Origin of the sequence: Corallococcus sp. bb12-1 (genome assembly GCF_026626765.1) — a bacterium.
GTDB classification, from domain to species: Bacteria; Myxococcota; Myxococcia; order Myxococcales; family Myxococcaceae; genus Corallococcus; species Corallococcus terminator.
In genome coordinates this window covers 219,040-245,451 of sequence record NZ_JAPNJZ010000002.1, presented here as the reverse complement: position 1 = coordinate 245,451, position 26,412 = coordinate 219,040, and the positions used below count along the sequence as shown (strand labels likewise).

General features: G+C 70.6%; 28 protein-coding genes. 22 read left to right on the top strand and 6 right to left on the bottom strand.

Features of this window, described 5'->3' with window-relative positions; all coding sequences use genetic code 11:
* Window positions 1-20: 20 nt before the first annotated feature.
* Window positions 21-401 (bottom strand): phage holin family protein, encoded by a 381-nt coding sequence (locus OV208_RS06875; RefSeq protein ID WP_267573022.1) that lies wholly within the window; start codon window positions 399-401, stop codon window positions 21-23.
* A gap of 209 nt (window positions 402-610) precedes the next feature.
* On the opposite strand from OV208_RS06875, the gene OV208_RS06870 reads away from it, so the two are divergent.
* The 11 genes from OV208_RS06870 (at window position 611) to OV208_RS06820 (ending at window position 10,176) form a co-directional block, all read left to right on the top strand.
* Window positions 611-1,609, top strand: a complete 999-nt coding sequence (locus OV208_RS06870; protein ID WP_267573021.1) for an SDR family NAD(P)-dependent oxidoreductase — start codon at window positions 611-613, stop codon at window positions 1,607-1,609.
* Between the two features lie 164 nt (window positions 1,610-1,773).
* A complete protein-coding gene (locus OV208_RS06865) occupies window positions 1,774-2,373 on the top strand; it encodes a hypothetical protein (protein ID WP_267573020.1) in 600 nt (199 codons plus the stop codon).
* A gap of 120 nt (window positions 2,374-2,493) precedes the next feature.
* On the top strand, window positions 2,494-3,432 hold the full coding sequence (locus OV208_RS06860) for a protein kinase (RefSeq protein WP_267573019.1): 939 nt from the start codon (window positions 2,494-2,496) through the stop codon (window positions 3,430-3,432).
* A gap of 150 nt (window positions 3,433-3,582) precedes the next feature.
* Window positions 3,583-4,419: an AAA family ATPase gene (locus tag OV208_RS06855; RefSeq protein ID WP_267573018.1), complete on the top strand. Its 837-nt coding sequence runs from the start codon at window positions 3,583-3,585 to the stop codon at window positions 4,417-4,419.
* 131 nt (window positions 4,420-4,550) lie between these two features.
* Complete coding sequence (gene mbhE, locus OV208_RS06850) at window positions 4,551-6,839, top strand: hydrogen gas-evolving membrane-bound hydrogenase subunit E (RefSeq protein ID WP_267573017.1); 2,289 nt, start codon at window positions 4,551-4,553, stop codon at window positions 6,837-6,839.
* Between the two features lie 3 nt (window positions 6,840-6,842).
* Window positions 6,843-7,286 carry an MnhB domain-containing protein gene (locus OV208_RS06845; protein WP_267573016.1) on the top strand — a complete coding sequence of 148 codons (444 nt, stop codon included), beginning with the start codon at window positions 6,843-6,845 and terminating at the stop codon, window positions 7,284-7,286.
* Window positions 7,283-7,648, top strand: a complete 366-nt coding sequence (locus OV208_RS06840) for a sodium:proton antiporter (protein WP_267573015.1) — start codon at window positions 7,283-7,285, stop codon at window positions 7,646-7,648. The genes OV208_RS06845 and OV208_RS06840 overlap by 4 nt, the downstream gene beginning before the upstream one ends.
* Window positions 7,648-9,015 (top strand): complex I subunit 5 family protein, encoded by a 1,368-nt coding sequence (locus OV208_RS06835; protein ID WP_267573014.1) that lies wholly within the window; start codon window positions 7,648-7,650, stop codon window positions 9,013-9,015. The genes OV208_RS06840 and OV208_RS06835 overlap by 1 nt, the downstream gene beginning before the upstream one ends.
* Window positions 9,012-9,509, top strand: coding sequence for a Na+/H+ antiporter subunit E (locus OV208_RS06830; RefSeq protein WP_267573013.1), 498 nt, complete (start codon window positions 9,012-9,014; stop codon window positions 9,507-9,509). The genes OV208_RS06835 and OV208_RS06830 overlap by 4 nt, the downstream gene beginning before the upstream one ends.
* A gap of 11 nt (window positions 9,510-9,520) precedes the next feature.
* Entirely contained in the window at window positions 9,521-9,808 is a 288-nt protein-coding gene (locus tag OV208_RS06825; RefSeq protein ID WP_267573012.1) for a monovalent cation/H+ antiporter complex subunit F, read from the top strand.
* A complete protein-coding gene (locus OV208_RS06820) occupies window positions 9,805-10,176 on the top strand; it encodes a cation:proton antiporter (protein WP_267573011.1) in 372 nt (123 codons plus the stop codon). The genes OV208_RS06825 and OV208_RS06820 overlap by 4 nt, the downstream gene beginning before the upstream one ends.
* A 61-nt stretch (window positions 10,177-10,237) precedes the next feature.
* Here the strand turns inward: OV208_RS06820 and OV208_RS06815 are convergent, their stop codons facing one another.
* The 4 genes from OV208_RS06815 to OV208_RS06800 are packed head-to-tail and all read right to left on the bottom strand — an operon-like array spanning window position 10,238 to window position 13,318.
* Window positions 10,238-10,702 (bottom strand): hypothetical protein, encoded by a 465-nt coding sequence (locus OV208_RS06815; protein ID WP_267573010.1) that lies wholly within the window; start codon window positions 10,700-10,702, stop codon window positions 10,238-10,240.
* A gap of 49 nt (window positions 10,703-10,751) precedes the next feature.
* Window positions 10,752-11,690 carry a proline dehydrogenase family protein gene (locus tag OV208_RS06810; protein ID WP_267573009.1) on the bottom strand — a complete coding sequence of 313 codons (939 nt, stop codon included), beginning with the start codon at window positions 11,688-11,690 and terminating at the stop codon, window positions 10,752-10,754.
* Between the two features lie 37 nt (window positions 11,691-11,727).
* Window positions 11,728-12,603 (bottom strand): alpha/beta fold hydrolase, encoded by an 876-nt coding sequence (locus tag OV208_RS06805; RefSeq protein WP_267573008.1) that lies wholly within the window; start codon window positions 12,601-12,603, stop codon window positions 11,728-11,730.
* Window positions 12,596-13,318, bottom strand: a complete 723-nt coding sequence (locus tag OV208_RS06800; RefSeq protein ID WP_267573007.1) for a lysophospholipid acyltransferase family protein — start codon at window positions 13,316-13,318, stop codon at window positions 12,596-12,598. Before OV208_RS06800 ends, OV208_RS06805 begins: the two co-directional genes overlap by 8 nt.
* Before the next feature lie 202 nt (window positions 13,319-13,520).
* Between OV208_RS06800 and OV208_RS06795 the strand changes: the two genes are divergently transcribed.
* The 10 genes from OV208_RS06795 (at window position 13,521) to OV208_RS06750 (ending at window position 25,163) form a co-directional block, all read left to right on the top strand.
* Window positions 13,521-14,018: a hemerythrin domain-containing protein gene (locus tag OV208_RS06795; protein WP_267573006.1), complete on the top strand. Its 498-nt coding sequence runs from the start codon at window positions 13,521-13,523 to the stop codon at window positions 14,016-14,018.
* Between the two features lie 180 nt (window positions 14,019-14,198).
* Entirely contained in the window at window positions 14,199-14,714 is a 516-nt protein-coding gene (locus OV208_RS06790) for a cell wall protein (RefSeq protein ID WP_267573005.1), read from the top strand.
* Window positions 14,715-14,841: 127 nt separating this feature from the next.
* The gene (locus tag OV208_RS06785; protein WP_267573004.1) at window positions 14,842-15,708 is read left to right on the top strand and encodes a tryptophan 2,3-dioxygenase; all 867 of its coding nucleotides are present in this window, start codon (window positions 14,842-14,844) and stop codon (window positions 15,706-15,708) included.
* A gap of 404 nt (window positions 15,709-16,112) precedes the next feature.
* Complete coding sequence (locus OV208_RS06780; protein WP_324291354.1) at window positions 16,113-16,706, top strand: Uma2 family endonuclease; 594 nt, start codon at window positions 16,113-16,115, stop codon at window positions 16,704-16,706.
* Window positions 16,707-16,719: 13 nt separating this feature from the next.
* Entirely contained in the window at window positions 16,720-17,847 is a 1,128-nt protein-coding gene (locus OV208_RS06775; protein WP_267573002.1) for a hypothetical protein, read from the top strand.
* Between the two features lie 137 nt (window positions 17,848-17,984).
* Window positions 17,985-20,612, top strand: a complete 2,628-nt coding sequence (locus tag OV208_RS06770) for a hypothetical protein (protein WP_267573001.1) — start codon at window positions 17,985-17,987, stop codon at window positions 20,610-20,612.
* A 213-nt stretch (window positions 20,613-20,825) separates the two neighbouring features.
* On the top strand, window positions 20,826-22,289 hold the full coding sequence (locus OV208_RS06765; RefSeq protein ID WP_120543836.1) for an adenylate/guanylate cyclase domain-containing protein: 1,464 nt from the start codon (window positions 20,826-20,828) through the stop codon (window positions 22,287-22,289).
* A gap of 66 nt (window positions 22,290-22,355) precedes the next feature.
* Window positions 22,356-22,778, top strand: coding sequence for a type II secretion system protein GspG (locus OV208_RS06760; protein WP_267573000.1), 423 nt, complete (start codon window positions 22,356-22,358; stop codon window positions 22,776-22,778).
* Window positions 22,779-23,027: 249 nt separating this feature from the next.
* Entirely contained in the window at window positions 23,028-24,386 is a 1,359-nt protein-coding gene (locus tag OV208_RS06755; RefSeq protein WP_267572999.1) for a universal stress protein, read from the top strand.
* A gap of 195 nt (window positions 24,387-24,581) precedes the next feature.
* Window positions 24,582-25,163, top strand: coding sequence for a Fis family transcriptional regulator (locus tag OV208_RS06750; RefSeq protein ID WP_267572998.1), 582 nt, complete (start codon window positions 24,582-24,584; stop codon window positions 25,161-25,163).
* A gap of 98 nt (window positions 25,164-25,261) precedes the next feature.
* Here the strand turns inward: OV208_RS06750 and OV208_RS06745 are convergent, their stop codons facing one another.
* A complete protein-coding gene (locus OV208_RS06745) occupies window positions 25,262-25,672 on the bottom strand; it encodes a hypothetical protein (protein WP_267572997.1) in 411 nt (136 codons plus the stop codon).
* Window positions 25,673-25,888: 216 nt separating this feature from the next.
* On the opposite strand from OV208_RS06745, the gene OV208_RS06740 reads away from it, so the two are divergent.
* Entirely contained in the window at window positions 25,889-26,341 is a 453-nt protein-coding gene (locus OV208_RS06740; RefSeq protein ID WP_267572996.1) for a hypothetical protein, read from the top strand.
* Window positions 26,342-26,412: the final 71 nt, after the last annotated feature.

Sequence of the window (26,412 nt, the reverse complement as noted above, 5' to 3'; positions counted from 1 at the left end):
GTGGAGCGTGGGTGAAGGCTTCAGGAGAGGGAGGGGCGAAGCGCGTCCAGGTCCCGGCGCAGGTTTCTGACGGGCGTTGGCCACGGTTGCCCGGGCAGCCGTCGCGCGCCCTGCCATCCCAGCGCGGCCCCCGCGCCGCCCAGGCCCAGCGCCAGCAAGGGGCCGCGGGTGGACGTCAGCAGGCCCAGCGACACCGCCAGCGCCAGCGTGCCCCCCAGGACGAGCAGGGCCCCGCTGCCCAGCAGGACCGCCGCCTTCAGCGTCTGGCGTGCGTCGCGGCGCAGCTCCTCCTTCGCCAGCTCCACCTCCGCCTGCGCCTGCCTCCGGCTCTGGTCGATGGCCCGCGACACCAGCCGTTGGGGCGATTCGTCCGTGACGGCGCTGGGGCTGTGCTCTGGCATGGCGTGCTCCTGGGGGTCGGGTCCTCGTGCTCCTGGCCCATAGGGTGGGGCGGCCTTCCGGTGGGTGCACTGGAGGGACAGCGCGGGACACGCCCTGCCCCTGGCACGCAGGGCGACCGGGCGAGGGAGGGCTGTCGGGAGGTTTTCGGGCGCTTCGCCGTGCCGCCCGGGGCCGGAAGGCCCACCTGATGGGGGAGGAGCGAACGCGCATGGCACATCACGAGGACTTGAGGGGACAGGTCGCCATCGTCACCGGCGCGTCGAGCGGCGTGGGCTGGCAGTCCGCGGTGCGGCTGGCGGAGGCCGGGGTGCGGCTGTGCATCACCGCGCGGCGCCAGTTCGCCCTGGAGCAACTGCGCATGGAGGTGCTCCAGCGCGGCGGTGAGTGCCTGGTGTCCGAAGGCGACGTGACGGTGCCCGGGGATGTGGAGCGCGTGGTGCGCGAGTGCGTGGCGCACTACGGTCGCGTGGACCTGCTCGTGAACGCGGCGGCGGTGCAGTCCTACGGTGCCTTCGAACAGCTCCCGTGGGAGCACATCACGCGCGTGTTCGACGTGGCGTGCTTCGGCTACTTCCGCTTCGCCCGCGCGGTGCTGCCGCACTTCCACGAACAGGGCCACGGCCACCTGCTCAACATCCAGTCCATGCTGTCGTCGGGCGCGGCGCCGCTGTTGTCGGCGTACTCGGCCGCGAAGCACGCGACGCTGGGATGGGCGAAGTCGCTGGAGCTGGAGCTGGCGGGCACCGGCATCCACGTGTCCAACGTGATGGTGCCCTCCGTGTCCACGCCCATGTTCGACCACGCGCCGACAATGCTGGGGCGCAAACCCGTGCCCGTGCCGCCCACGTACGACGTGGACCTGGTGGCGCGCGCGGTGGTGCGGCTGGCGAAGCGGCCGGGCCGCACGTCGGTGCCGGCGTTCCTCCAGGGGCGCTTGCTGCTGGCACTCGACGCACTGGCGCCGTGGGTGGGCAAGGCGGTGCTGGGCCGCTTCGGCGCGCGCATGCAGACGACGGGCACGCCGCTGGAGCGCCCCGAGGGCAACCTGTTTTCCCCCGTGGAGGCGGGGGTGGGCCCCCGGGGCAGCGTGCCGCCGACGCCCGCGTGGGTGCGCTTCACGGCGACGCTGGGACTGACGGCGCTGGCGGGGAGCATGCTGGGCGGGGCGGCCCTGGGAGCCCGGAGCGTGGCCCGCATGGCGCGCTGATGGCCGCGATCAGGATTCGTGGCGCTGTTCAGCAGATGGAGTTGTGACACCCGAAGTGTCGTCGAGTGGCGAAACATCCTCGCATCGCGGCGGCCTTTGATTAGAAGGGGCCCCGCATGCGCACCGGGAAGGGTCGGCCGGGCGCGAACGTGAGGGGATGCTCGATGCGTGGAAACAACAAGTGGATGGGGCTGGCGCTGGTGGCGGGTCTCGCGGTGTCGGCGAACGCGGTGGCGGCGGAAGCCCCCAACCTGAACAGCGATCCGGGCCGGGCCTCGGACTTCGGTCAGCCGGGCCAGCTGGTCATCAGCCAGGATGCGTCCGGCTTCCTGGGCTACAACACCGGCAACGAAATCTTCCAGATCAACCTGGAGCCGGCGGCGGACTACTTCCTCCAGCAGAACCTGTCGATTGGCGCGGCCGCGCAGCTGGCGCTCGGCTTCGGTGACGCCACCATCGTGGGGCTCGGCGTGCTGGGTCGCGTGGGCTACAACCTGCCCCTGAACGAGCGCGTGTCGTTCTGGCCGAAGGTCGGCTTCGGCATCCACTTCGGGCACATCCCCGACAACAGCGACGTGTCCTTCGTCCTGGACGTCTACGCGCCCATCCTCTTCCACGTCACGGAGCACTTCTTCGTCGGCGCGGGTCCGCAGATGCGCGCGCTCATCAGCGACCGGGGCTTCAGCTTCGGCAGCAGCCAGGGCAACTTCTCCGGCAACGACGTGACGATCGGCATCTCCACGACGGTCGGCGGCTACTTCTAGGCGTCCGCTTCGCTTCCGACACCCTGGCCCGCGTGCCCGGGTGTTGGAAGCAGGCAGGACCCGTGCGGTAGGGACGGAGGGTTTGACGTCCCGGTTGGATGTGTTGGGTTGGAGGTTGTCATGTCCGTGCTTCCGTTCGCCTCCCGGCTGCCCGCGTTCGCGCCCATCCATCCGTTGGGGCGGGGACCGCTGGGCGAGTGGGTGTCCCTGGTCTGGCCGCTGGAGCAGGGTCAGCGGGGCGAGTACCCGCTGGTGGTGAAGACGTACCTGCTGGCGGCGGGGCTGGGGCCAGAGGCGCGGCAGCCGCTGGAGGAAGCGCTGACGCGGGCGGTGCCGTTGCGGCATCCCGGCATCGCGCGGCTGCACGGCTTCCAGGTGGACGCGCGCGACACGCTGACGGTGGTGTCGGACTACGTGCCCGGCTGTTCGCTCGCGACGGCGCGGCGGCGGGTCGCGGGACGGGGTGCGCGGCCGTCGGAAGCGTTCGTGTGTCATGTGGGCGCGGAGGTGGCGGGCGCGCTGCACGCCGCGCATGCGACGAAGGTGGTGCACGGGGACGTGCGCGCCAATCGCATCCGGCTGGGGCCCCAGGGCGACGTGACGCTGACGGACTTCGGGTTGCGGCCCGCGTGTCGGTTGCTGCGGCGCTTCACGGCGCCGGCCCGGCCGGACGAGGTCGCGCTGGCGCCGGTCCCGGAGGACGCGGTGGACGTGCCGTTGGAAGCGCACGCGGACCTGCGCGCGCTGGGTCGGGTCTTGTTGGAGCTGGCCACCGGCCAGGCCGCGGCTTCGGTGGAGGTGGAGGCGGGGCTGCGCGAGGTGTCTCCCATGCTGCGGGAGGTGCTGGGCCGGCTGCTGCTGGAGGCGCCCCGGGAGGAAGACACGGGTGCGCGGCTCCAGGCGGACCTGCGGGCGTGTTGTCACACGGGCGCGGAGGTGGTGCGAGAGGTGGTGGCGTTGCCGGGTGCGGGGCCGCTGTCGCCGGTGGATGCGTACGTGGGGGCGGCGTCGATGATGGCCGCGCCGGTGTCCGTGCGGACGCACGTGCTGAAGTCCTGAGCGACGCCTTCCTGCCATGCCCGGGAGCGTGCGGGCGTGGGCTCCGCCGAGGGCTCCGGAGAGGGAATGGACGACCCCTGGGGGGAGCCCGTTAGGCTCACAGGAGTGATTTCATCCGTCCACTTCGCGCACTTCCGGTGTCTCCTTGGCGTGAGGCTCTCGCTGGAGCCGTTGACCGTCCTGGTGGGGCCCACGGCCTCCGGGAAGACGGCGGTGTTGGAGGGCCTCCAGCATCAGCTCGCGTACGAGCCCACCGACTTCTGGCGTCTGGATGACTCGCGGCCCCTGTCCATCGAGTGGACGTACGCGCACGGTGACCGCACGGGCGTGGTGTATCCGTTCAGCGTGATGGACACGTTGCCGGGGCAGGGACATTCCACGCAGCAACTGGCGCTGAGCATGGAGGCGCTGCGCGCGGGAGGCTCTTCCGCGAAGGCCACGTGGTTGGAGCGCAAGGGCGGCAACCTCGCGAGCGTCTTCGCGGCGCTGCCCATGTCCACGCGCGAGGTCGTCTCGAAGGAGCTGGCGCGGCGCGTGCCGTCCGTGTCCGAGGTGGACGTGGCGCGCGACCTGGAGGACCGCTCCTTCCGGCTGCGCTTCCGGGACCGCTGGAGTCCGGACGTGTGGTTCGGCCCCGAGCATGTGTCGGACGGGGTGCTGTGGTTGCTGGCGTTCCTGCTGCTGCCGTATCAGCGGCCGCTGCCGGAGCTGCTCACGCTGGATGAGCCGGAGCGCGCCCTGCATCCGGGGCTGGTGCGCGAGGTGCTGGAGATGCTGCGCGCGATGACGCGCGGGGAGTCCACCGGAGGCCAGCCCGTGCAGGTGGTGCTGTCCACGCATTCGCCGGACCTGCTGGAGCAGGTGCGCCCGGAAGAAGTGCGCCTGTTGTCGCGAGAGCCTTCCGACGGCTCCGTGCGAGTGCGTCAGGTGGACACCGCTTCGCTCCACTGGCGGCGTGAGTGCCGGGAGCTGCTGGAGTCGCTGTAGGGCCCTGCGCTGTCCACCATCGCACGGCATCCGCACGCCGAGTGACCGGGGGGGAACGCTCCACACAGCAGGATGACGGTTGTGTGCCTGCCTTGGTGGGCCACTCCTAACGTGGGCCCCTTCGCCCACCCATGCCCGTCCTCGTGCTTCCCATCCTGCTGTCCCTGGCGTGCGCGCCGCTCGCGTACTTCGCGGGCCGGTGGCGTCCGGGGGCCGCGGCCTGGGTGGGGGCGGCCTGCGCAGTGGCTGCGCTGGCCGCGCTCTGCTGGGAGCTGACGCTGGGGCCCGCGCGCCTCGTGCTTCCCTGGGCGCCGACGTGGGGCCTGTCGCTGGAGTTCACGCGGGATGGGCTGTCCGGCCTCTACGCCGCGATGGCGCTGTCCGTCGGCGCGCTCGTCGTCCTGTACTCGCGCGCGTACATGCCGCACCACCTGAAGGAGGAGGGCCGGCCCGCTCGCGACGAGGTGCGCTTCCAGGTCCTGATGCTGTCCTTCATGGCCGCCATGGTGCTGCTCGTCACCGTGGACGACCTGCTGCTGCTGTTCGTGGCACTGGACCTCACCACCATCGTCTCGTACCTGCTCATCGGCTTCGACCGCGATGACCCGGAGTCGCGCGCCGCCGCGCTGCTGTCCCTGGTGCTCACCGGCGCCACCTCCGTCGTCTTCTTCGCGGGCGCGATGGCGCTGGGCCTCCAGTACGACACCTTCTCCCTGCCGCTCGTCTTCGAGCGCGCCGCCACCCAGCCCGCGTCCACGGGCGCGCTGGTGTGTCTGGCCGTGGGCGCGCTGGGCAAGAGCGCGCAGGTGCCGTTCCACTTCTGGCTGCCGCGCGCCATGGCCGCGCCCACGCCGGTGTCGTCGTACCTGCACTCGGCCGCGATGGTGGCCGCGGGCGTCTTCCTCCTCCAGCGCCTCTACCCGCTGTTCGCGCCCGCGGTGGCCGTGCGCGACGGCCTGCTCGCCATCGGCTTCCTGTCCATGACCGTCGGCAGCCTGATGGCCCTGGTGGCGGATCCGTTCAAGCGCGTGCTCGCGTACTCCACCATCGCGCAGTACGGCTATGCGCTGGTGCTGGTGGCGCTGGGGTCGGAAGGCGCGCCGCTCTACGTCGCCGCCCATGCGCCCTGCAAGGCGGCCCTGTTCCTCACCGTGGGCGCCATCACCCAGGTGACGGGCAAGAAGAAGCTGTCCGAGGTCAGCGGCCTGCGCCACTCGCTGCCCGTGCTCGCGGGCGCGAGCGCCGTGGGCGCCGCCGGGCTCGCCGCGCTGCCCTTCACCGTGGGCTTCTTCAAGGACGAGGTCTTCTTCCACGCGCTCGTGGAGAAGGGGCCCCTGTTCATGGCGGCGGGACTCGTGGGCGCGGGCCTGACGCTCGCGTACACGCTGCGCCTGTGGTGGGGCCTCTTCGGAGGACCGCGCCAGGACGCGCCCGCCGCGCCCCGGCTGCTCGTGGCTCCCGTGGTCGTGCTCGCCGCCTCCGTGCTCGTGGGCGGCCTGCTGCCCGGCCTCCTCGTCGCGCCCTCCCGCGCCGCCGCTGCCGCCTCCATGGTGCACGGCGGGACGTCAACGCTGGCGCTCGCGTACCACCTGGATGCGCGCGCGGAGAACCTGCTGGCTGTGGGGGCCTGGGCGCTGGGCGCGGCCCTGTTCGCCACGCGCCGGGCGTGGACGCCCCTGCTCACGCGCGTGCTGGAGGGCACGTCGCAGGTCGGCCCCGCGCACGGCTACCGGGTGCTGCTGCACCAGTTGGACAGGCTGTCCACGTGGCTGCACGAGAAGGAGGTGCGCGACCTGCGCGACCGGGTGGCGTCGGTGCTGGTGCCCACGGGCCTCCTGGGCATGACGGTGTTGTGGGTGACGCCGCTGCGCGACCGCTTCATCACGGGCAGCGTGGGCTGGGCGGACGTGACGCTGGTGATGGCGCTGGCCTTCGCGTCCGCGGCGGCGTTGGCCACGCTGCGCGCGCGCAACCACCTGGTGCTGGTGATGCTCATCTCCTGCGTGGGCTTCAGCCTGGCCATGGTGTTCGCCTTCGCCGCCGCGCCCGACGTGGCCCTCACCTCCGTGCTGGTGGAGACCACCTTCACGCTGCTCTTCGCGGGCCTGCTCGCGCTGCTCCCCGACCGTCGGCTGGAGCGCGCACAGCAGGAGGCCCAGAAGCCCCGGGGCCGCGACCGCATCTCCGCGGGCATCGCGGGCGCGAGCGCCTTCCTGCTGAGCTGGAGCGCGCTGTCCCACCTCCAGGCCGACCGCGTGGGGACCCAGACGGTGAAGCTCGCGGAGGCCGCGCATTCACCCAACGTCGTCGCCGCCGTGCTCACCGACTTCCGGGGCCTGGACACGGTGGGCGAGATGAGCGTCGTGCTGGCCGCGCTGCTGGGCGTCACCAGCCTCCTGAAGCTGAAGGGCAAGGGCTGACCCATGCGCTCCTTTGTTCCGCCCCTGTCGCGGATGCTGCTGTGGCCGTCGTTGATCATCGCGCTGTCCTTCTGGCTGAAGGGCGGCGGTGAGGTGGGCGGTGGCTTCCCGGCCGGGGCGCTCGCGGGGCTCGCGGTGCTGTTGCAGTACGTGGTGGCGGGACGGGAGCAGACCCGGCGCTACGTGGTGGTGCGGTACGCGGCGCCGCTCGCGGGGGTGGGCCTGCTGCTGCTGGTGGGCACCGCGTTCCTGCCCGTGCTCGCGGGCTACACGCCGGTGAGCCTCTTTCCCCGTCCGGGACAGCCTGAAATGGGCGCGGGCGCGTTCCACCTGCACACCGCGCTCGTGTTCGAAGGGGGGTTGATGCTCATCGTCTTCGGCCTGGTGGTGACGGTCATCGACCGGTTCGCGCTCAGCACGGCGAACCAAGGGGATGAAGGACCATGAACCTCATCGCATCCCTGGTGGTGGGCCTGTTGTTCGCGTGTGGCGTGCGCATGGTGCTGGAGCGCGAGCTGGTGCGCGTGGCGTGCGGCACGGTGCTCATCACCAACTCCAGCGTGCTGCTCATCCTCGCGGGCTCGTTCGCGGAGCGCGGCGAGGCGGTGAACGTGACGCAGGGCTATCCGGTGACGGACCCGGTGCTCCAGTCGCTGGCGCTCACGGCCATCGTCATCGGCTTCGCGGTGTCCGCGCTCCTGCTCACGCTGGTGCACCGCACGCAGCGCGCGCACGGCTCGCTGCGCACGGACCGACTGGTGGAAGCGGAGATGAAGCGCGTGCACGACACCGAGAAGGAGGGCCCCTGATGCCGCTCTGGGGACCGCTGCTCCTGCCGTGGGTGATGGCCTGTGTGCTGGCCTTCATGGACGGCCGGCGCGCGTGGGTGGCGTGGCTGGGCATCGCGAGCCTCGCGGCGACGCTGGTGTGCACGGCGCTGCTGTTGCCCCAGGCGTGGAGCGCGCACCCGCCCGAGTTCGTCACCGGGGACTGGCCGGTGGGCGTGGGCATCCGCCTGCGCGCGGATCCGCTGTCCATCGTGTACACGCTGGTGTCCACGGCGGTGCTGCTGGGCACGCTCGTCTACGAGCACGTGGCGGGGGGCATCACGACGCGCAGCTTCCCCTCGCTGGTGGTCTTCCTGGGCGCGGGGCTCACGGGCGTGTTCTTCACGTCCGACGCGTTCAACTTCTACGTCTTCTTCGAGCTGGCGATGACGGCCGCCTTCGCGCTGGCGTCCTATGGCGAGAAGGCCCGCAACCTGCGCGCCGCGTTCACCTTCGTGGTGGTGAACCTGATGGGCTCCACGCTGTTCCTCACCGCCGTGGTGATGCTGTACCTGACCACGGGCACGCTGGACATGCAGTCCATCGGCGCGTGGGGACAGGCGGGGGCGTCGTATGCGCTGGACGTGCCGGGGACGCTGCTGTTGTGCGCGTTCGGCGTGAAGCTGGGCTTCTTCCCGTTCCACTTCTGGGCGCCGGCCGTGTACCGGGACGCGGGGCCCACGGTGGCGGCGCTGCTCGCGGGGGCGTTGGCGAACATCGGCAGCTATGGCCTGCTGCGCTTCGGCGCGGACGTGATGCCTCACGTGCTGGAGCGGGCCCGTCCGCTGCTGGAGGTATTGGGCGCGGCGAGCATCCTCTACGGCTCCGTGCTGGCGCTCTCCCGGCGCGACACGCGCGAGGTGCTGGCGTACGCGTCCATCACGCAGGCAGGGCTCATCATCGCGGCGCTGGGGTTGGGGGGCCGGGAGGGGTTGTCCGCGGCGGTGGCGCTCGCGCTGGCCGGTTCTGTGGACAAGACCGCGCTGTTCCTCGCGCAGGACCGGGGCGGCGAGCGCGCGCGGAGGGCGTATTCCGTGGCGGCCTTCAGCACCGCGGGCGTGCCCCCCACGGCGGGCTTCTGGTCGAAGGCCTGGCTCTTGAGGGCCGCGCTGGAGCGGGGCCACCCGTGGCTCGCGGGGCTGGTGGTGCTGGCGAGCATCCTGTCGCTGCTGGCCCTCTTCCGCGCCTACCAGCGTGAGCAGTGGCTGCGCGAGGGCGCGGCCCTGCACCGGGGCACGGGCGCGGTGGTGTTCGCGCTGTCCCTGGCGCTGGTGGCCACGGGCCTGTGGCCAGAGCCCCTGCTGCGCGCGGGGCGCGATGCCATCGCGGGACTGGGAGTGCTGCCATGAGCCGCCGTGCCGTCGCCCAGGCGCTGGCCCTGGCGCTGCTGTACGCGGTGATGGTGGGCAGTTTCCACCCGGTGGATCTCGCGGTGGGCGTCGTGCTGGCCGTGGGCGTGATGCGACTGTTCCCGCTGGCGGGCCTCCCCCCCGACCTGGACCCGGACGAACGCTGGCGGCGCATGCGCCACCTGCCGCGCTTCGTCTGGGCCCTGGTCGTGCTGGTGGTGCGCAGCTGCACCCATGTGCTGATGATCATCTTCGGACGCAGCCGCCGCGCGGACCACGCGGGTGTGGTCGAGGTCCCCATGGGCGAGCGCACCGCGCGAGGTGTGCAGGTGTCCTCGTGGGTGATGTCCCTGGCGCCGGGCACGGTGCTGCTGGAACTCGACTGGGAGCGCCGGGTGATGCGCATGCACGCGCTGGACGCGTCGGATCCGGACAAGCTGCGCCAGCAACAGGAGAACTTCTACCAGCGCTATCAGCGCGTGGTGTTTCCGTAAGGGAGGGCGCGGTGCACGAAACCTTCTTCACCCTGGCCATCCTCTGGATGGTGGGCCTGCTGGGCGCGCTGGTGCTGCTGGCCTCGCGACAGCGCTCCGCCGCCGACGTGCTCATGTCGGTGGACACCCTGGGCCTGGTCATCTGCGCGGTGCTGGCGCTGTACGGCGCCACGCGCGGCGAAGCGGGCTACCTGGACGCGGCGCTGGTGCTCGCGCTGCTCTCCTTCGTGCAGACCGTGGCCGGCGCGCGCTACCTCCACCACGGCCGCGCCTTCCGCGAAGAGAAGGACGGCCAATGACCTCCGCGCTCCTGCAATGGACCGCCGACGCGCTGGTGGTGCTGGGCCTGCTCTTCATCACCGGCGCCATCATCGGGATGTACCGGCTGCCCTCGGTGCTCACGCGGGTGCACGCCGCGGGCGCGGTGCCCTTCGGCGCGGTGCTCGTGGTCATTGGCGCCACGCTCTCCACCGGAGACCCCAAGCTCATCCTCCGGGGGCTGCTCGTCGCCGCGTTCCTGATGCTCACCATCCCCAGCTCCGCCCATGCCATCGCCTGGTTGGCGGAGGGACGCCCCGACACCGCCCACGAACCGACCCGACGCAACCCCTTCGCGCGCAAGGCCCCCGCCCCTGCACGCAAACGCGGTCCCGGTCCGGGAACCTGACCGGAATTGGGAACCGCCATCCCATTTCCGGCAAGACGCTTGCGCGAACACACCCCCGACTTCAGAGGTGGGCTTCAGCGGTCGCGAGCGCCCGCAGCGATGCTTCCGTCGCCACGCCGAACACGGCGGTCTGCGCCACCAGCCAGGCGTGCTCCTCCCCCGTCCAGGTGTTCATGGGGGCGGTGGCCCGCAGCAGCGGAAACGCCACGTGTTCGAAGGCCAGTACGCCCAGGCCCAGCAGCAGCCCCCGGGGTACCAGGGGCCACCCGGCCACGGAAGGACGCGCCACGCCCCATGCGAGTCCCAGCAAGGGGCCGTAGACGGCGCGCATCGTCCAGGCCCAGTCCTTCGCCTCCTGCTTGCTCAGGTCGCGGCGCAGGAAGCGGCTCACCAGCCGGTGCGCGATGCGGCGGGCGGCATAGGGCGGCGGATGGCCCAGGGAGGGGTTGCGCACGGACACCAGCGCCCGCAGCACGCCTCCGCCCACGGCTCCAGCGACCAACGCGGCGGCGAATCGGTTCTTCATGTCCTTGAAGGTATCCACGGCCCCCGGTGCAGGAGGGGGCCCTGGGGGTCTACCCCTTCATCAGGTTGCGCATCACGAACCACAGGTTGGCTGGGCGCTCCGCCAGCCGTCGCATGAAATACGGGTACCAGTGCTTCCCATACGGGACATAGACACGCACCGGATGGCCGTCCTTCACCAACCGCTCCTGCAGGTCGCGCCGGATGCCATACAGCATCTGGAATTCAAAGGCCCCGCGCGGCAGGCCCTGACGGGCCGCGTGCGCAAGCGTGGCGTCGATCATCCGCTCATCATGGGTGGCGATGCCGTGATACACGCCGCTGTCCAACAGGATGCGCATGCAGCGCACGAAGTTGGCGTCCACGTCCTTCTTGTCCGGGAAGGCCACCTGCGGACCCTCCAGGTAGGCGCCCTTGCACAGCCGGATGCGGATGCGTTCGGCGCACAGGGCCTTCGCGTCCGCCTCCGTGCGCCGCAGGTAGCTCTGGAGCACCGCGCCCACGTGCGGCTCCCCGAACTCCGCGTGCAATTCCCTGACGATGTCCAGGGTTGCCTGGGTGACCGCGCCCTCCTCCATGTCCACACGCACGAACGAGTCGCGCGCCGCCGCGTCCGCCACCACCGCGCGCGCGTTCTGGAGCGCCAGCCCCTTGTCGAACAACAGGCCACACTGCGTGAGCTTCATCGACACGTTGGCCCTCACGCCCACCTGGTCGATGCGCGCGAGCAGCCGTTGATAGTGGCGCACCTCGTCGCGCGTCTCCTGGGGCGTGCGCACCGCCTCGTTGAGGTGGTCGAAGCTGGCCATCAGCCCGCGCTCCGTGAGGGACTTCACCGCGTCCACCGCCTCCTCCAACGTCTCACCGGCGATGAAGCGCGAGGCCAGTTCGCGGAAGGGTTTGAGCCGCGTGGCCACGTCCTTCAGGTTGGGCTGGCGCGACAGGAACAGCAGGGCGGAGCGGGACAGTTGGTCGGTGGCGGTCGTCATGAAGGTGTCATCCCCTGCTCGAAGAGATAACGCCTGTTCAGTCCGGGTGCCGCGCGAGGAAGTCCGACACGCGGGCATTGAACGCTTCTGGATGGCTCATGTACGGCAGGTGACTGGCCGTCGGAAGGAATTCCATCTGCGCGCCGGGCACGTGCTCCGCCACGCTCCGCGCGGCCGAGGGCGGCACCAGCAGGTCGCGTCCTCCCTCGATGATGAGCGTGGGCACGCGCAGCTCCCCCAGCCGGTGCAGGAAGTCCGCGGCCAGGATGTCGCGCAGCCTTCGCAGAAGCTCCATCGGCGACAGCCGCCGGGCCTCGCGGACGATCTCCGCCCGTCCCTCCGGCGGCAGCCACTTGCCGCCCATCACCCGGGCCACCGTGGGCGCGACGAGATACGCCAGGGGCCGGGGCGCTCGCACCAGCGTGGACAGCGACAGCGCCAGCCGCCGCACCCGGCGCACGCTGGCCACCGGCGACACCAGCACCAGCGCCTTCACCCGCTCCGGGTGCTCCAACGCATACGCGATGGACACCAGGCTTCCGTAGGAGGAACCCATCAGCGCGAAGCGCTCCGGAAGCCGCGCCTCCGGGTGGTTGAGCACCGACAGGTTCCACTGCAACGGCGTATGCGTCGCGGGCGTCTTGAGCGGCGGCGTCCACAAGAGCAGCCGGTACGCTTGCGCCAGGGGCTCCATGGGCGCGAAGGATCGGCCGCTGGCGCCCAGGCCCGGAAGACACACCACCGTGCGCGACACATCCGTGCTGCCCTGCGGGAAGGTGAACAGTCGCACCGGGGTGCCCCGGATGCACCGCTCTTCACACAGGAGCTGGTCATAGCCGCGCTGGATGTCTTCCACATCCGGCACCAGCGGCGGCGTGCGTTCGCGGGGCGGCGGGGCGGCGGCATCAAGCATGGCAGGCCCTCAACAAGAGGCGGCGAACGCTGGCGGCCACCCTGTCACGGAAGGCCTGGAGGCGCGACTCCGACGCGCCCGTCGGGGGTGGCTCATGGGGCTCGCCCACGGCGAAGGTGAGCTGCACGGGCAGCGGCAACGGGCCCAAACCCATCACCAGCGGCACCCGGTACTTCTCCTCCTGTGCCAGTTGCCAGCACAGCCGGTCCTCGCCCGGGGGCCAGAAGAAGGTGTCATCCACCCCGAAGCCGGCGAAGGGCACCACCGGCACCCCGGCCTTCATGGCCAGCCGGACGAAGCCCAGCGTGCGTTCCCATCTCAGGCGGTAGCGGCCCTGGCTGCGTTTGAAGGTCTCCCGCGCGCCCCCCGGGTAGCACACGACCAGTTGCCCCTCCCCCAGCGAGCGCAGCGCGTTCTCCGGCGTGCCCTCCACCCCGCCCAGCCACGGCAGCACCGTGCGCACGAGGGGAATCTTGAAGAACCCCCGCTCCGCGAGCCCCAGCGGGTAGCGGCCCGTAGCGGCATGTAGCAGGTGGAAGAAGGCAGGGGTTTCGTATCCCCAGACACCATGGTTGCCCACGAGCAGCAGGGGGCCCGAACGGGGCAGGTGTTCGCCACCCATCAGTCGGGCGCGGTGATAGCGCGCGGACAGGGCGGCGCCGGTCTCCGCGAAATGGAAGACGGCCTGACGGACGCGGTTGAGTGGGTTTTCCACGGTGGAGCCAAGATGGAGCCGCTCCCGCCCGCCTGCAGCGTGGCGGCAGCCGGCCGGGCAGGGGCTCAAGCCGCTGTCATCGGACAGGTCCCCGCCAACCTCCCGCCTCCCGCCAGATGGGAATTGCCTGCCAGCAGGCTGGCTTTCACGGCCGGGGACCGGTGCGGTTGTCTGCCTCCAGGGGCGTGCCGATGCTTGATGCATGGCGGGGTCATTCGACATCCTCGTGGAGCAACACCGGGCACTGGAAGCCTTGTTGGAGGGGCTGGACACGGAGCCCGACGATGATGATTTGCGGTCGCGTCAGGAGGACCTGGCCCGCCTGTTGCGCCTGCATTCCCGCCTGGAGGAACGCCACGTCCACCCCCTGGTGGCGCGCGTGGAGGGCCGCGGCCGGGCCCGCGAGGAGGCCGAGGATCACCTCACCCTGCGCGAGTTGATGGAGGAATTGCAGGAGCTGACGCCGCGCGGCGAGGACTGGCAGGCGCGATTGTTCACCCTGCAGGACTTGCTGGTCGCGCACGTGCAGGCCTCGGAGCATTTGTTGCTGCCCCGACTGGCCACTGCCCTGGACTCCGAGGAACTGGAGACCCTGGAACACGACCTCGCCCTCACGTGTGAGGAACTGCTGGAGCGCTCGCAACGCACCCCCGCCCCGGGGCAGGGTGCGTTGTTGGAAGCCCTGCATTGGGATGCGTAAGGACCACGTCTCAGCGCCGGCCGGGCCCGTTTTCCGGGCCGCGGATGCCCGCTGATACGCACTCCCGTCACAACTTTTTATCGCTTCCTTCGACAATTGCCTTTCTGGGAGGTATTGATAGTCCGGCGTGCCGGTTCACGCCGATGGCAATGCTCCCCCCTAAACCGAGGATTGTTCGAAATGTCAGTTGACAAGGCGTTCCGCGAGATGATTCGCAACGAGATTGAAGCCCAGCTCAAGCCCCTGCGCGACGTGGTGTCTCGTCTGGAGGCGGGCACGGCGGACCTGGATGCGCTGCGCAGCGTGGCCGAGCGTCTGGCGCCCCTGGCTCAGGTGGTGGGCCCGCTCTTCGGCGCGCAGGCGCCCGCGGCGAGCAAGGCCGGGCGTCGCCCCGTTGGCCGTCCGGCCCGCGCGGCGGTGAGCGCTCCGGTGGCGGCGGTCGGTGGCAAGCGTCGCGGCCGCAAGCCGGCGGCGGACGGCGGCGCGCGTGAGTGCGCCATCAAGGGCTGCGGCAAGCCCAGCCGCACCAAGGGCTACTGCGCGGCGCACTACCAGAAGCTGCGGATGCTGGAGAAGACCAACCGCCGTCCGGGTGCGTGGAGCGACTACGCCGAGCCGAACAGCGTGGAGGACATCAAGCTGCCCCGTGGCCGCGCCGCCTCCAAGGCGCTGGCTGAAGCCGCGAAGAACGCTTAAGCAGTACGTTGCCCCGGCCCGGGCAGAGGTAGGTGAACCACACTCCCGAACGGGGGCGTGGGAGGATTATCCGCGCGGAGGATGTGCTTGCGCCGCGAGGGGGTTGGTGCGCATGAATGCCCGGGCCATGAACAAACGCGACCTGGAGCCTGGAATCGTCACGGACCTCGCGGGCCGGACGACCTACGGTGACTATCTGCAGTTGGACCGGTTGTTGTCCGCGCAGGTGCCCCGTTCCCAGCCTCCCCACCACGACGAGTTGTTGTTCATTGTCCAGCACCAGACGAGCGAGCTGTGGATGAAGTTGCTCATCCACGAGCTGTCCGCCTGCATCCGCTACATCCAGGCGGACCGGCTGGAGCCATCCTTCAAGATCTTCGCGCGCGTCGCGCACATCCAGCGGATGCTCTTCGAGCAGTGGAGCGTGCTGGAGACGCTGACGCCCAATGAGTACCTGGAGTTCCGCGACACCCTGGGCCACGCGTCGGGCTTCCAGAGCGCGCAGTACCGGGCGCTGGAGTTCCTGCTGGGCAACAAGGACGGCAGCACCCTGGGGCCCTTCCAGCACGTGCCGCACGTGCACGCGGAGCTGGAGCGGCTCCTGGAGTCACCGGGCATCTACGACGAATTCCTGCGCCACCTGGCGCGCCAGGGCCATGACATCCCGGCCAGCCATGTGGAGCGCGACTGGCGTCTGCCGTATGAGAAGAGTCCTCAGGTGATGGAGGTGTTCCGGCGCATCTACCAGGACACGGACAAGCACTGGGATGCGTATGAGATGTGCGAGAAGCTGGTGGACACCGAGGAGCGGTTCCAGCTCTGGCGCTACCGTCACATGATGACGGTGATGCGCATCATCGGGTTCAAGCAGGGCACGGGCGGCTCCTCCGGGGTGGGCTTCCTGCGCAAGGCCCTGGACCTGCGCTTCTTCCCGGAGCTGTGGGACGTGCGCACGACCCTGGCGCCGCCCTCCCGGCCTCGGGGCCCGGCGTAGGGCTCCTGTTCCCCCGCACGCCCTTCGGCCGGGGGGAGGCGGGATGCCAGACGCGGCGCGGGCTCCCTAGCTTGGGGGAGGCAAAACCTCTCATCACGCGAAGGAGTCGCCCCATGGGCGAGCACGAAAGCCCTCGGAAGGAACCGCAACTTCCGGAGGATGAACAGAAGAACAAGCGTCAGGCCGGGGACCGCCCCGTTCCCACGCCTGGCCATATTGGCAATCTGCCAGATGATGCGCGGGGGCCCGGTGAATCTGGCGTCACCCTGCCCAAGGGCGGTGGGGACTGATTTGAGCCATCCGTGAAACATCCGGACATTCCGAGCAGAGGCCCTCCTTCCGGGGCTTCCGGCGTCGGGGTACATGGTGGGAAGCGTGTCAGACGGCCATGAGAGCGTCAGCGCATGGCCCTACCTGCTAGATGGGTTGCTCCAGAGATGACCCGAAAGCCCGCGACCTACGCCGACCTCGAAGCGCTTTCCCCCCATCAAGTGGGAGAGATTGTCGCTGGGGAATTGTACGCAAGTCCAAGGCCCGCGACCCCTCATGGGTCCTCGGCCTTTGTGCTTGGCGGAGAGCTCCACAATCCGTTCGGTCGGGGCAAGGGAGGGCCGGGCGGATGGATCTTCATGTTCGAACCGGAGCTGCACCTGGGGCCGGATGTCCTGGTGCCGGACATCGCGGCGTGGCGCCGGGAGCGCCTGCCGAAGCTGCCCAATGTCGTGGGCATCAAGATGGCGCCGGACTGGCTGTGTGAAGTGTTGTCGCCCTCCACGGTCCGCATGGATCGGGTCCGGAAGCTGCCAGCCTACGCGCGGGAAGGCGTGAAGCACGTCGGGTTGGTGGACCCGCTTGTGCGCACCCTGGAGGTCTTCCGCCTGGAGGGGCCGCACTACCTCCTGCTGGCGACCCATGAGGAGCAAGAGGTCGTCCGGGCGGAGCCCTTCGAGGCGCTCGCGCTGGAACTTCGGGTCCTGTGGGAAGACGTCGAAGAGTAGGCTTGGGTGCACCATGTCCGTGTCCACGGAACTTCCGCTGCTCTTCGAACAGGCCCACATCCTCTGCTACCGCACGTTCGACATCGCGGAGGAGATCGACCTGGAGCGCGCGCGCAAGGCGCTGTCGGAGGACTCGCGCCGCCTGAAGCTGTCGCGTGAGAACAGCCAGTACATCCAGCTCCCCAATCCCCCGGTGGCCTACGAGCTGGGACGCAAGGCGCTGGCGATGCGCGGCGGTCCCGTCACGGTGGACGCCACCGCGCGCCTCTTCGACCACGGCGCCGCGTCCATCATCCTGCGCGTGCCGGTGACGCATGGCACGACCTGGGAGAAACTCACCGACGTCGCCGACGAGCTCTATGACAGCCAGGCGCTGGAGGACCTGGCGCGGGAGCTGGTGGAGGGCGTGCGGCGCACCATCGCCACCGCGGTGCAGGGGCCGCACCTGTGGGACCAGAGCGAGAGCTACACCGTCATCTTCGCCGAGCGCATCCAGGGCAACCCGTCCGCGGAGGAGCTGTTCCAGCGCGCGGACATCGCCCGGCTGCTGTTGGGCGAAGTCGGCACCATGGACCTGGCCCCGCGCGAACGTGAGGCCGTCACCCAGGTGCGCTTCAGCTACACCGTCAACGACCTGGTCGTCGTGGACTGGAACAGCGCGTTCGTCTACGAGCCATCCGGTTCGCGCGACATCCCGGACCTGTTGGAGATCGCCAACGCGCAGCTCCTGGAGTTCCGCTACTACGACGAGCGGTTGGACAAACACATCGCCCGCATCCACGACGAGGTGCAGGCGCGCAAGCGGGGCTGGCTGACGTTGTTCCGCAGCCCCTACCGCGACCTGGCCCGTGAGACGCTGGGCACGCTGGTGGACCTCAACGAGTTCGTGGAGCGGGTGGAGAACAGCCTCAAAATCATCGGCGACTTCTACCTGGCCAAGGTCTACGAGGGCGCCGTGCGCCGCATGCGCATCCCCGCGTGGCAGGGCTCCGTCACCCGCAAGCAGCAGCTCCTGGCCCAGACGTATGGCCTGCTCAAGGGTGAGGTGGACATCGACCGCTCCCACATCCTGGAGGTGATGATCGTCGCGTTGATCATCCTGGAGATCGTCCTGGCTTTCGGCCGGGTCTTCCAGCACTGACGCACGCTTGCACCCCGCGTGATGCCGGGGTGCGCCATGGCTCCCGCTTCATCAAGAAGTGAGAGCCGCGCGTAACTTTCACGGGGTTCCGCCCGATACCTTCTGAGCGAGAGGTTTTCGACTTCAGGAGCAGGCACATGGCGGTCAACGGCCCGGGCACCCCCACGTCTTCCAACGCGGCGCAGGCGGCGGCGGAAGCGGCGCGCAGGGCGGCGGAAGCTGCGGCGAAGGCCGCGGCGGAAGCGGCTCGGAAGGCGGCGGAGGCGGTGGCGAAGGCGGCGGCCAACACCGTGCGCCCGGATGCGGGTGGAGCCTCGCGCTTCGATGCGGCGAAGGCGGATGCGCGCAAGCCCCGGCTGGATTCGGTCGCCGCGCCCGCGACGTCGCTGCTGAACGAGGACACGCGGGACGGCAGCGTCAACTGCCTGGACCGCGCGGCGGACTGGGTGGACAAGGCGAGCCCGCAGCTGCGCGCGCGCAGTGAGCTGGTGTTCCTGGAGGACACGCGGCCCGGCGCGCAGGGACAGACGGGCCACGTGGTGGTGCGCCAGGGCGAGCGCGTGTTCGACCCGTCCAACAACAAGAGCTACGACTCGCTGGCGGACTACCAGCGCGCGCAGCCGCAGTACCGCGAGGTGGGCTTGCTGCCGGCGACGCAGGCCTCGCGCATCTTCTCCACGGCTCCGGGTTCGCCGGAGCGGCAGGCCGCGCTCGCGCAGGCGAAGGTGGCGCCCGCGCTGCAACGGATGCTGGTGGCGGATGCGCCCGTGGCCGGCGCCAACGTGGCCCCGACCACGGCCGCTGAACCGCGTGCACTCAACCCGGAGTCCGTGGCGCAGGCGGAGGCGTGCGTCGCGGAGCTGGAGCAGGCGCACCCCCTGAGCCAGCCCTACCTGGCCGCGGAGATGCTCCTCCAGCACGCGGGGGACCCGGACTTCCAGGCGGCCTTCATGGGCATGCTCGCGGAGGGCGGTTCGCAAGGCATCCTGCAGAACGTGGTGACGGGCTTCGAGGGGCTCTTCATCACGTCCGGCGCCGGCGAGTTCCGGGGCTCCGCCGAGCAGCGGCAGGCGGTGATGGACGGGCTCCAGGCCGGGCTCGACGCGGGGACGCTCACGCAGGCCGACCTCCAGGGCATGAGCCAGGCTTCGCCGTACATCTGGGAGCCCATCCTGGCGGGGCTGAGCGTGACGGCCGCCCAGCGTCCGGAGGGCGCGGACGCCGCCATCGAACAGGTGGAGGGCGCCACGGCCGAGTACGAGGAGGCGCAGGCGGCCGCGCGCGAGCGGGACGAGTGGATGGCCAAGCAGCTCGCGGGCCTGGGGGACACGCTCACGCCCGAGCAGAAGCAGGCGTACATCAACGCGTACCACAACGACCCGGCGAACAAGGCCGTCTACGACAACCTGGACGCCAAGGCGGCGTCGCTGGCTCGGGTGGTCCAGGACAACGCCTCCGTGTTGGAGGCCGCCGCGTACGCGAACCCGGAGAAGGACGGCGCCGTCCTGCGCAAGTCGCTGGAGATGCTCGCGGACTCCAGCCAGGCCGCCGTGGCGGTGGAGCTGGGCGCGAAGTACCTGGGGGACCCGTCCAGCCCCATGGGCCAGGTGGCGGCCGGCTGGGGCGAGGACTTCTCCAAGAAGATATTGGAGACGGGTGTCCCGAACGCGGCCTCGCAGCTGCTCGCGGACGGCGACCCGGAAGCGGCGCTCGCGAAGCTGGAGGGGATGCTCGAGCCGCTGAAGAAGGCGGGCGCGGCGGGCGTCGCCGCGTACTCGGACATCAAGGACGGCCTGGAGGCCATCAAGCAGGCGAAGGCGGGCAACTACGACCGGCTCACCCAACTGGCGAACAAGTGGGACGCGTCCGGCCCGTTGCTCAAGGGCCTGGTCGTGGCGGGCTTCGCGTTCGGCGCGGTGGGCGCCATCGCCGCGGGCAAGGAGGGCGACTACGCGGCGATGGTGAAGGGCATCGCGGCCGCGGGGGAGAGCGGCGCGAAGCTGACCGCCAGCATCCTCCAGTCCATGGCCTCCGCGGGCGACGTGGCCCGGGTCGCCTCGTTCGCGACGAAGCTCGCGCCCGCGCTGGGGTTGGTGGCCAACGCGGTCTCCGCCGGCATCCACATCAACCAGTTCGCGAAGGACAACAACCCGGGCTACCTGGTGGCCGCGTTCGGCGACGTGGTGGGCGTGCTGGGCTCCGTGCTGGAGTTCACCCCGGCCGCGCCCCTGGGCCTGCTGCTCAGTGGCATTGGCGCGGCCATCACCGCCATTGGCGAGCTGTTCGCGGGCTTCGTCGAATCCGGCCAACTGGACGACGAGCAGAAGCGATACCTGGAGGAGATTGGCGTGGACCCCGCGCTCAGCGAGACGCTGCGCGACGCGGACTTCGAGCGCATCCAGGAGCTGACCCAGGAGCTGGGCATCCCGCCGGAGGACGTGCAGAAGCTCGCCCAGCAGTATCCGTGGCTCCTGACGGATGGCGCTGGCAACGGGCTGAGCCTGGACGCGACGGTGAAGCTGTTCAAGGCCTACGGCATCCAGGGCCACGAAGCCTACGAGCTGCTGTCCACGATGGGCGACGGCACCGAGGACCCGGCGCTCACCACCTACGCGGTGTTGAACAATCTGGCGCGCGAGGCGAGCTGGGCCCAGACGTCCGCCGACTTCGACCAGGTCCTCAACAGGCTCAGGGACTACCTGCCCGAGTTCTCGTCCGCTTTCCTCGAGCTGCTGCTCGCGGGCGAGGCGCACCGGGGCAACTAGTCCGGAGTCTCAATCCACCCGGAAGGAGGGGACGGCCGTCGGGCGTCAGACGGACCGTCCATGATTCGGGCCCATGAAGCGCGGGGAGCATGGGCCCGGCAAGGGTGGAGGATCGCTGGAGGACGGGGTTGGGCTACACTGTGGGACAGGGCGTGCGCCGAGCCGTCCGTGTCTCGCCCCGGGGCGTGGTTGTCTGGGGGCGGAGGTTGCCGCATGAGTGCTTCAAACCCCCTCTTCGGTGACCTGTTGCTCAAGCTGGGCGTGGTTTCGCCGGGACAGGTGCAGGAAGCGCTCGCGTTGCAGGCCCTCACCGGCCAGCGCGTGGGCGAGGCCCTCATCTCCCTGGGCTACGTGTCGCGCGAGCAGATTCAAGACGCATTGGGGGAGGCGTTGGGATTGAACCAGCAGGAGAAGGGGCCGGCGCAACCGCCGCTGGGCGAGCTGTTGGTGGGGCTCAAGTACGTGACGCTCGCGCAGCTGGGCGAATCGCTGACGCGCCAGCGCCGGGACGGCCGGCGGCTGGGGGAGATCCTCGTCGAGCAGGGCCACTGCACGTACAAGCAGATCTACGAAGCGCTGGGCCTCCAGAACCGCATCGCCGGACGGCAGGACCTGCCCCGGCCCGCGATGGAGGGCCGCCGCCGCGTGGTGGTGGTGGACGACAGCCCGCTCGCGTGCGCGTTCGTGCAGGAGGGACTGGTGGCGCTGGGCTACGAAGTGCTGTGCTTCCAGGACCCGTACGAGGCGCTGGAGGGCATGAGCCGGCTGCAACCGGCCATCGTGCTGAGCGACCTGGAGATGCCGGGGCTGGATGGCGTGGAGCTGTGCCGGCGGCTGAAGGAGGGCCCGCGTAGCGCCATCCCCATCATCGTGCTCACCGCGAACGACCGGGAGGCGGAGCGCGTGCGGGGCCTGCGCGCGGGCGCGGACGACTACGTGAACAAGTCCGCGTCCATGGACGAGCTGGCGGCGCGGATTGAAAGCGTGGTGCGCCGCACGGGCGAGACGGAGCGCATGCGCAAGCTGTTCGCGCGCTACACGTCCGACGCGGTGGTGGAAGAGATTCTGAAGAGCGCGGACGCGGCGGTACTCGCCGGTGAGAAGCGCGAGGTGACAGTGCTGTTCGCGGACATCCGCAACTTCACGGGCCTGGCGGAGAGCCTTCCGCCCGAGCAGGTGGTGGCGGTGCTCAACCAGGTGCTGGGCCGGCTGTCGGACGCGGTGCTCACCTGCGGCGGCACGCTGGACAAGTTCCTGGGCGACGGGCTGATGGCGGTGTTCGGCGCGCCGGTGGGGCGCTCGGACGACGCGCTCCGGGGCCTGCAGTGCGCGAAGATGATGATGGAAGCCTTCGTGGAGCTGCGCGCGGTGGCGGAGTCCGAATGGGTGGCTCATGGCCGCGAGGGCCGGCCCCTGGTGCTGGAATTGGGCGTGGGGCTGAACTCGGGCGTGGTGGTGTCCGGCAACATCGGCAGCGCGCTGCGGGCGGAGTACACCTGCATCGGCGATGCGGTGAACGTGGCCGCGCGGCTGTGCGCGCTGGCCGGGCCGGGGGAAATCCTGGTGGGCGAGCGCACGCGCGAATTGGTGAACGCGAACGAGACGGCCTTCGAGGACCTGCCCCCGGTGCGCTTGAAGGGCAAGCAGCAGCCGGTGCCGCTGTACCGGGCCCTCTGACGCCGCGTCCCTTCGGCGAAGTCGTTTCATGACCGGCGCGGCCGGGAGCGGTAGGGTGGGCGGGCCATGGCCGCCTTGTCCCAAGCCCCCGACGCCTCCGAGAAGTCCCGCCGTTCGCCGCTGCCGTGGGTGGCGGTGGTGTTCGCCATGGGGATCGTCCTGGCGGTGGTGCTCACCGCCTTCCACCGCCGCGACAACGAGCAGGCCCACCGCATCCACGCCGACTTCTCCGTCATCCTGGACGCGCTGGAGCGCTACCGGGGCGAGCACCAGGGCCGGTTGCCGGAGGAGGGCGACCTGGACGAGATGCTGGTGCCGAAATACCTGCCCATCGTGCCGTTGGACCCGTGGGGCCGGCCGTACCAGTACGCGAGCAACTCGCAGGGCGTGTTCCTGGCCACCTTCGGCCGGGAGAACGGGCGCGGCGGCGTGGGCGAGGACCAGGACCACACCAACCACGACGGGCACCAGGAACTGCTGCGCAGGTAGCGCCCCGCGGGGCCGGTCGCGAGGTGCGTCGCCCCGACGGGTGGTTCGAGCCAGCGCCCTGGCTGGATGGATCCGGCGGTGGCGCACGAGAGCCCTCGCCTGGGAGCGGCGCTACCGGGGGACGCCCAGGTGCACCCTTCCTGGAGGGCAGGCAGGCCGGCATGCACGGCCGGCCTCCACGGGGGAAGGGACGTGCGCATCTTCCGCGAGGGAAGCCCAGCGGGCATCGCTTCCTCCAGGGGGTCCGCCATGGCCATCATCTGCGCAACGAACCTGTCCGCCGAAGCCACCCACGCGGCGACCGTGGCGGCGACGCTCGCCGGACGACTGGGCGAGCCCCTGCTCCTGTTGGGCGTGGACGACGAGGCCCCCGGCGCGCCGGTTTCCGACACCCCGTCCAGCGTGGAGGCCGGACTCGCGGCGGAGGCCACGCGCCTGAGGGCCCTGGCCGGCACGGTGGAACCCCGGATGCAGCGGGGCGCCTCGGTGGAGACGCTGCTGGGGGATGAGGAGTGCCGCAGCGCCCGGCTGGTGGTGGTGGCCGCGGAGGGCTGGCGCACGTCGGCCTGGCGAAAGACCTCCCTGGCCGAACGCCTGGCCCGTCACGGCTGCGCCCCGGTGATGGTGGTGCGGCGGGACACGGCGCTCCTGGACTGGGCCCGGGGCCGGCGCCGGCTCAACGTGATGGTGGGGGTGGATCCCCGCTCCTCCACGTCCGACGCGGCGCTCACCTTCCTGCGCGAGCTGCGGCGGATGGGCGGCTGCGACGTGCTGGCCACCTACGTGTGTTCGCCCGCGGAGGAGCGCCAGCGGCTGGGCATCCACTCGCCGGTGCACGTGGAGCTGCTGGGCCCTCAGCAGCGCGACATCGAATCGCTGGACCCGGTGGTGGAGCGGGTGCTGCAACGCGAGGTGCGCGAGCGCATTGGCGACCTGGAGGGCGAGGGCCGCGTGGAGGTGGTGCTGGAGCCCGGCTTCGGCCGCCCGGCGGACCACCTGCTGCACGTGGCCCACGCGCAGGGCGTGGACCTGACGGTGGTGGGCATGCACCTGCGCGGCGGGGTGCTGCGGCTGTGGCACGGCTCGGTGTCGGAGGGCGTGCTGCGCCACGCGGAGCGTTCGGTGGCGTGCGTGCCGCCCACGCTGCGCGAGCCGCGCCGCCTGCCTCCGCCCCGGAGCGCGCTGGTGCCGGTGGACTTCACCGCCGCCTCCGGACAGGCCATCGCGCAGGCGTGCACGCTGGTGGGCCCGGGGGGCCGGGTGCACCTGCTGCACGTGCACCGGCTGCGCGGTCGCGAGCGGGGCCCCCGGGACTTCCACGGCGTGCTCCCGGAGCCCGCGGGCGAGCGGGACGCGGTGCTCGCGAGGCTCTGGGACCAGATTCCCCGGGACGCCGTCGCCCTGTCGGTGCATTGGAGCGTGGAGGGCGTCAGCGGAGAAGACGTCGCGCTCGCCATCTGCCAGGCCACGGAGCGCGAGGGCGTGGACCTGGTCTGCGTGGGCACCTCCGAGCGCCGCGAAGTCGTGCCCGACGCGCTGGAGGGCGCGGTGGCGCACGAGCTGGTGGTGCGCTGCCGCCGCCCGGTGATGGTGGTGCCCTCCGTCTGAAACAGGGCCGTACGCTGTACAGGGATACAAGATGACCCGGGTGCGCGGTCCCCTTGTCCGATGAACGGATGTCCAGGTTTCCGCCCGCCGTGATACGGGTCCCTGCTCATTTCTCTCAAGTAAGGGATTGAACAGGCGACCCGTGAGGGCGTTAGACTTTGCAAGGACCCGTTTTCCCAGAAGGGTAGGGCATCCGTGGCGCTCCGAGGCTATCGAGAAGAAGACCTCGTCTCCAACCGTGCATCGCTGCTCATCCACGGAGGTACGGAGGACGAGCGCAGGGCCTGGGCGGAGGAAGCCGCGCTCCACTTCGGCGTCCCGCTCACGGAGGTGCGTCAGGCGGCGGAGCTCGCTGGGGCGCTGCGGCAGCCCAACGGCGTGCTGTTCATCGCGGACGTGGCGAAGCTGCAACTGGACGCCCAGGGGCTCATCCTGCGCTGCCTGCAGATGCAGGAGGAGCGGCCCAAGGTGGTGGTGGGCGTGTCGGGCACGGCGAGCGCGGCCCTGGGGCGCGGCACGCTGCGCGAGGACCTGCACTACCGGCTCCACCAGGCGCAGGTGGACCTGCAGACGGACGGCCTGCGCGACGTGCTCAAGCGGCGTTGGGCGCAGCAGGCGGAACAGCTCGCCGAGCGCACCGCGGCGCTGAAGGCCGCCGAGGAGCGGGAGCGCGCCGCCGCCGTGGCCCGGCGTCCCGGCTCCGTCACCCGCACCGTGCCCAAGCGCAAGGCCCCGTCGACCCCTCGCAAGAGCGCGACCCGCAACGCGGTCCGCTGAAACCACCCCGCCGGACCCGGAGGACGCCCCGGGACCGGCTGCCCGCGCGCTCCAGCCCTGAGCTGCCTCAGGGACGGTCCGCGCGGGGCCTTTTGAAGCTACTTGCGGCGCGACGGCTTCGCGGCCGTCTTCACGGCCCGCTTCGCGCGGGACGCGGACGGCTTCGCCACCGGGGCCTTCTTCGCGGTGCGGCGCTTCGCCGCGGCGGGCGCCGCCACGACCTTGCTGCCCGTCTTGCGGACCGCTGCCTTGCGAGCAGGCGCCGCCGCCTTGCCGGCCGGAGCGGCCGCCTTGCGCGTGGAGGGGGTGTGCTTCGCCGCCTCCACCTTCCGGACCGTCGTGGCCTTGCGGCGCGCCGGGGTGGCCTTCTTGACCAGCTTCGCCTGGAGGGTGTCCACCGTCCGGACCGTCGCCGTCGCCGTCTTCACCAGCGCCCGCGCTCCCCGCGTGCCCACCTGGGTCACAGCGCGCTTCACCTGCTCCACCAACCCACGCTTCGACGTCGCCATCCGCAGCCTCGTTTTCATCTGGAAAGGGCCTGTTCGTTGAGGCCCAAGGTAGTCACGGCCCCCGGCTGGAGCAGCGGCCAGGCACGTGGGAACCCTGGCAGGACGGGCTTGTCACAGGGGGCGGGGGACGTCCAGGGCCGGGGAATGGGTAGTACTGGAAAGATGGGCTAGAGTCGTTCCGTCCTCATCTCCCCTCCTTTTTTGGAGCGAAATCACATGTCCCAGCAAAGCCCTGGCAAGAAGCGTGGTCTGTCCCGTCCCGTGGAAGTCGTCCGCGCGGAGCTGCTCAAGGATCCCGAGACGAAGCGCATCGCGGATGCGGTGGGCATGAAGCTGGAGGACTACGTCGAGCTGGTGCTCGAGTACGCCCAGGACAAGGACAAGGAGCCCATGCTCAACGTCGTGTCCGACGAGGAGCTGAAGGCGAACGGCTTCCCCGTGCACACGGTGGAAGAGGTCGGCGAGTTCCTGGTCGCCGGCGCCAAGGGAGAGCTGCCCGGCCAGGGCAACCCCTTCGCGAAGTCGGAGTTCGAGGCCTCCAAGGGGGATGCGTCGGGCAAGCCCAGCCTGAACCCCGCGGGAGAGTCCGCCCAGGCCCCCCAGGACGAGGCGAAGCGCCAGGATCTCATCGATCAGCTCAAGAAGGGGAGCGGCGGACCGCGGGGCTGAGGCCAGCCCGCATCCGCCGTGAAATTCGATCGGAAATTCAGGAGGAAACCTTTTCCTCCTGCCTCCGAGAA

Bases quoted from the DNA above. Each gene is read 5' to 3' on its own strand.
- OV208_RS06875 (WP_267573022.1), bottom strand. From the start codon at position 401: ATGCCAGAGCACAGCCCCAGCGCCGTCACGGACGAATCGCCCCAACGG.
- OV208_RS06870 (WP_267573021.1), top strand. From the start codon at position 611: ATGGCACATCACGAGGACTTGAGGGGACAGGTCGCCATCGTCACCGGC.
- OV208_RS06865 (WP_267573020.1), top strand. From the start codon at position 1,774: ATGCGTGGAAACAACAAGTGGATGGGGCTGGCGCTGGTGGCGGGTCTC.
- OV208_RS06860 (WP_267573019.1), top strand. From the start codon at position 2,494: ATGTCCGTGCTTCCGTTCGCCTCCCGGCTGCCCGCGTTCGCGCCCATC.
- mbhE (WP_267573017.1), top strand. From the start codon at position 4,551: ATGCCCGTCCTCGTGCTTCCCATCCTGCTGTCCCTGGCGTGCGCGCCG.
- OV208_RS06845 (WP_267573016.1), top strand. From the start codon at position 6,843: ATGCGCTCCTTTGTTCCGCCCCTGTCGCGGATGCTGCTGTGGCCGTCG.
- OV208_RS06840 (WP_267573015.1), top strand. From the start codon at position 7,283: ATGAACCTCATCGCATCCCTGGTGGTGGGCCTGTTGTTCGCGTGTGGC.
- OV208_RS06835 (WP_267573014.1), top strand. From the start codon at position 7,648: ATGCCGCTCTGGGGACCGCTGCTCCTGCCGTGGGTGATGGCCTGTGTG.
- OV208_RS06830 (WP_267573013.1), top strand. From the start codon at position 9,012: ATGAGCCGCCGTGCCGTCGCCCAGGCGCTGGCCCTGGCGCTGCTGTAC.
- OV208_RS06820 (WP_267573011.1), top strand. From the start codon at position 9,805: ATGACCTCCGCGCTCCTGCAATGGACCGCCGACGCGCTGGTGGTGCTG.
- OV208_RS06815 (WP_267573010.1), bottom strand. From the start codon at position 10,702: ATGAAGAACCGATTCGCCGCCGCGTTGGTCGCTGGAGCCGTGGGCGGA.
- OV208_RS06810 (WP_267573009.1), bottom strand. From the start codon at position 11,690: ATGACGACCGCCACCGACCAACTGTCCCGCTCCGCCCTGCTGTTCCTG.
- OV208_RS06805 (WP_267573008.1), bottom strand. From the start codon at position 12,603: ATGCTTGATGCCGCCGCCCCGCCGCCCCGCGAACGCACGCCGCCGCTG.
- OV208_RS06795 (WP_267573006.1), top strand. From the start codon at position 13,521: ATGGCGGGGTCATTCGACATCCTCGTGGAGCAACACCGGGCACTGGAA.
- OV208_RS06790 (WP_267573005.1), top strand. From the start codon at position 14,199: ATGTCAGTTGACAAGGCGTTCCGCGAGATGATTCGCAACGAGATTGAA.
- OV208_RS06785 (WP_267573004.1), top strand. From the start codon at position 14,842: ATGAACAAACGCGACCTGGAGCCTGGAATCGTCACGGACCTCGCGGGC.
- OV208_RS06780 (WP_324291354.1), top strand. From the start codon at position 16,113: ATGGCCCTACCTGCTAGATGGGTTGCTCCAGAGATGACCCGAAAGCCC.
- OV208_RS06775 (WP_267573002.1), top strand. From the start codon at position 16,720: ATGTCCGTGTCCACGGAACTTCCGCTGCTCTTCGAACAGGCCCACATC.
- OV208_RS06770 (WP_267573001.1), top strand. From the start codon at position 17,985: ATGGCGGTCAACGGCCCGGGCACCCCCACGTCTTCCAACGCGGCGCAG.
- OV208_RS06765 (WP_120543836.1), top strand. From the start codon at position 20,826: ATGAGTGCTTCAAACCCCCTCTTCGGTGACCTGTTGCTCAAGCTGGGC.
- OV208_RS06760 (WP_267573000.1), top strand. From the start codon at position 22,356: ATGGCCGCCTTGTCCCAAGCCCCCGACGCCTCCGAGAAGTCCCGCCGT.
- OV208_RS06755 (WP_267572999.1), top strand. From the start codon at position 23,028: ATGGCCATCATCTGCGCAACGAACCTGTCCGCCGAAGCCACCCACGCG.
- OV208_RS06745 (WP_267572997.1), bottom strand. From the start codon at position 25,672: ATGGCGACGTCGAAGCGTGGGTTGGTGGAGCAGGTGAAGCGCGCTGTG.
- OV208_RS06740 (WP_267572996.1), top strand. From the start codon at position 25,889: ATGTCCCAGCAAAGCCCTGGCAAGAAGCGTGGTCTGTCCCGTCCCGTG.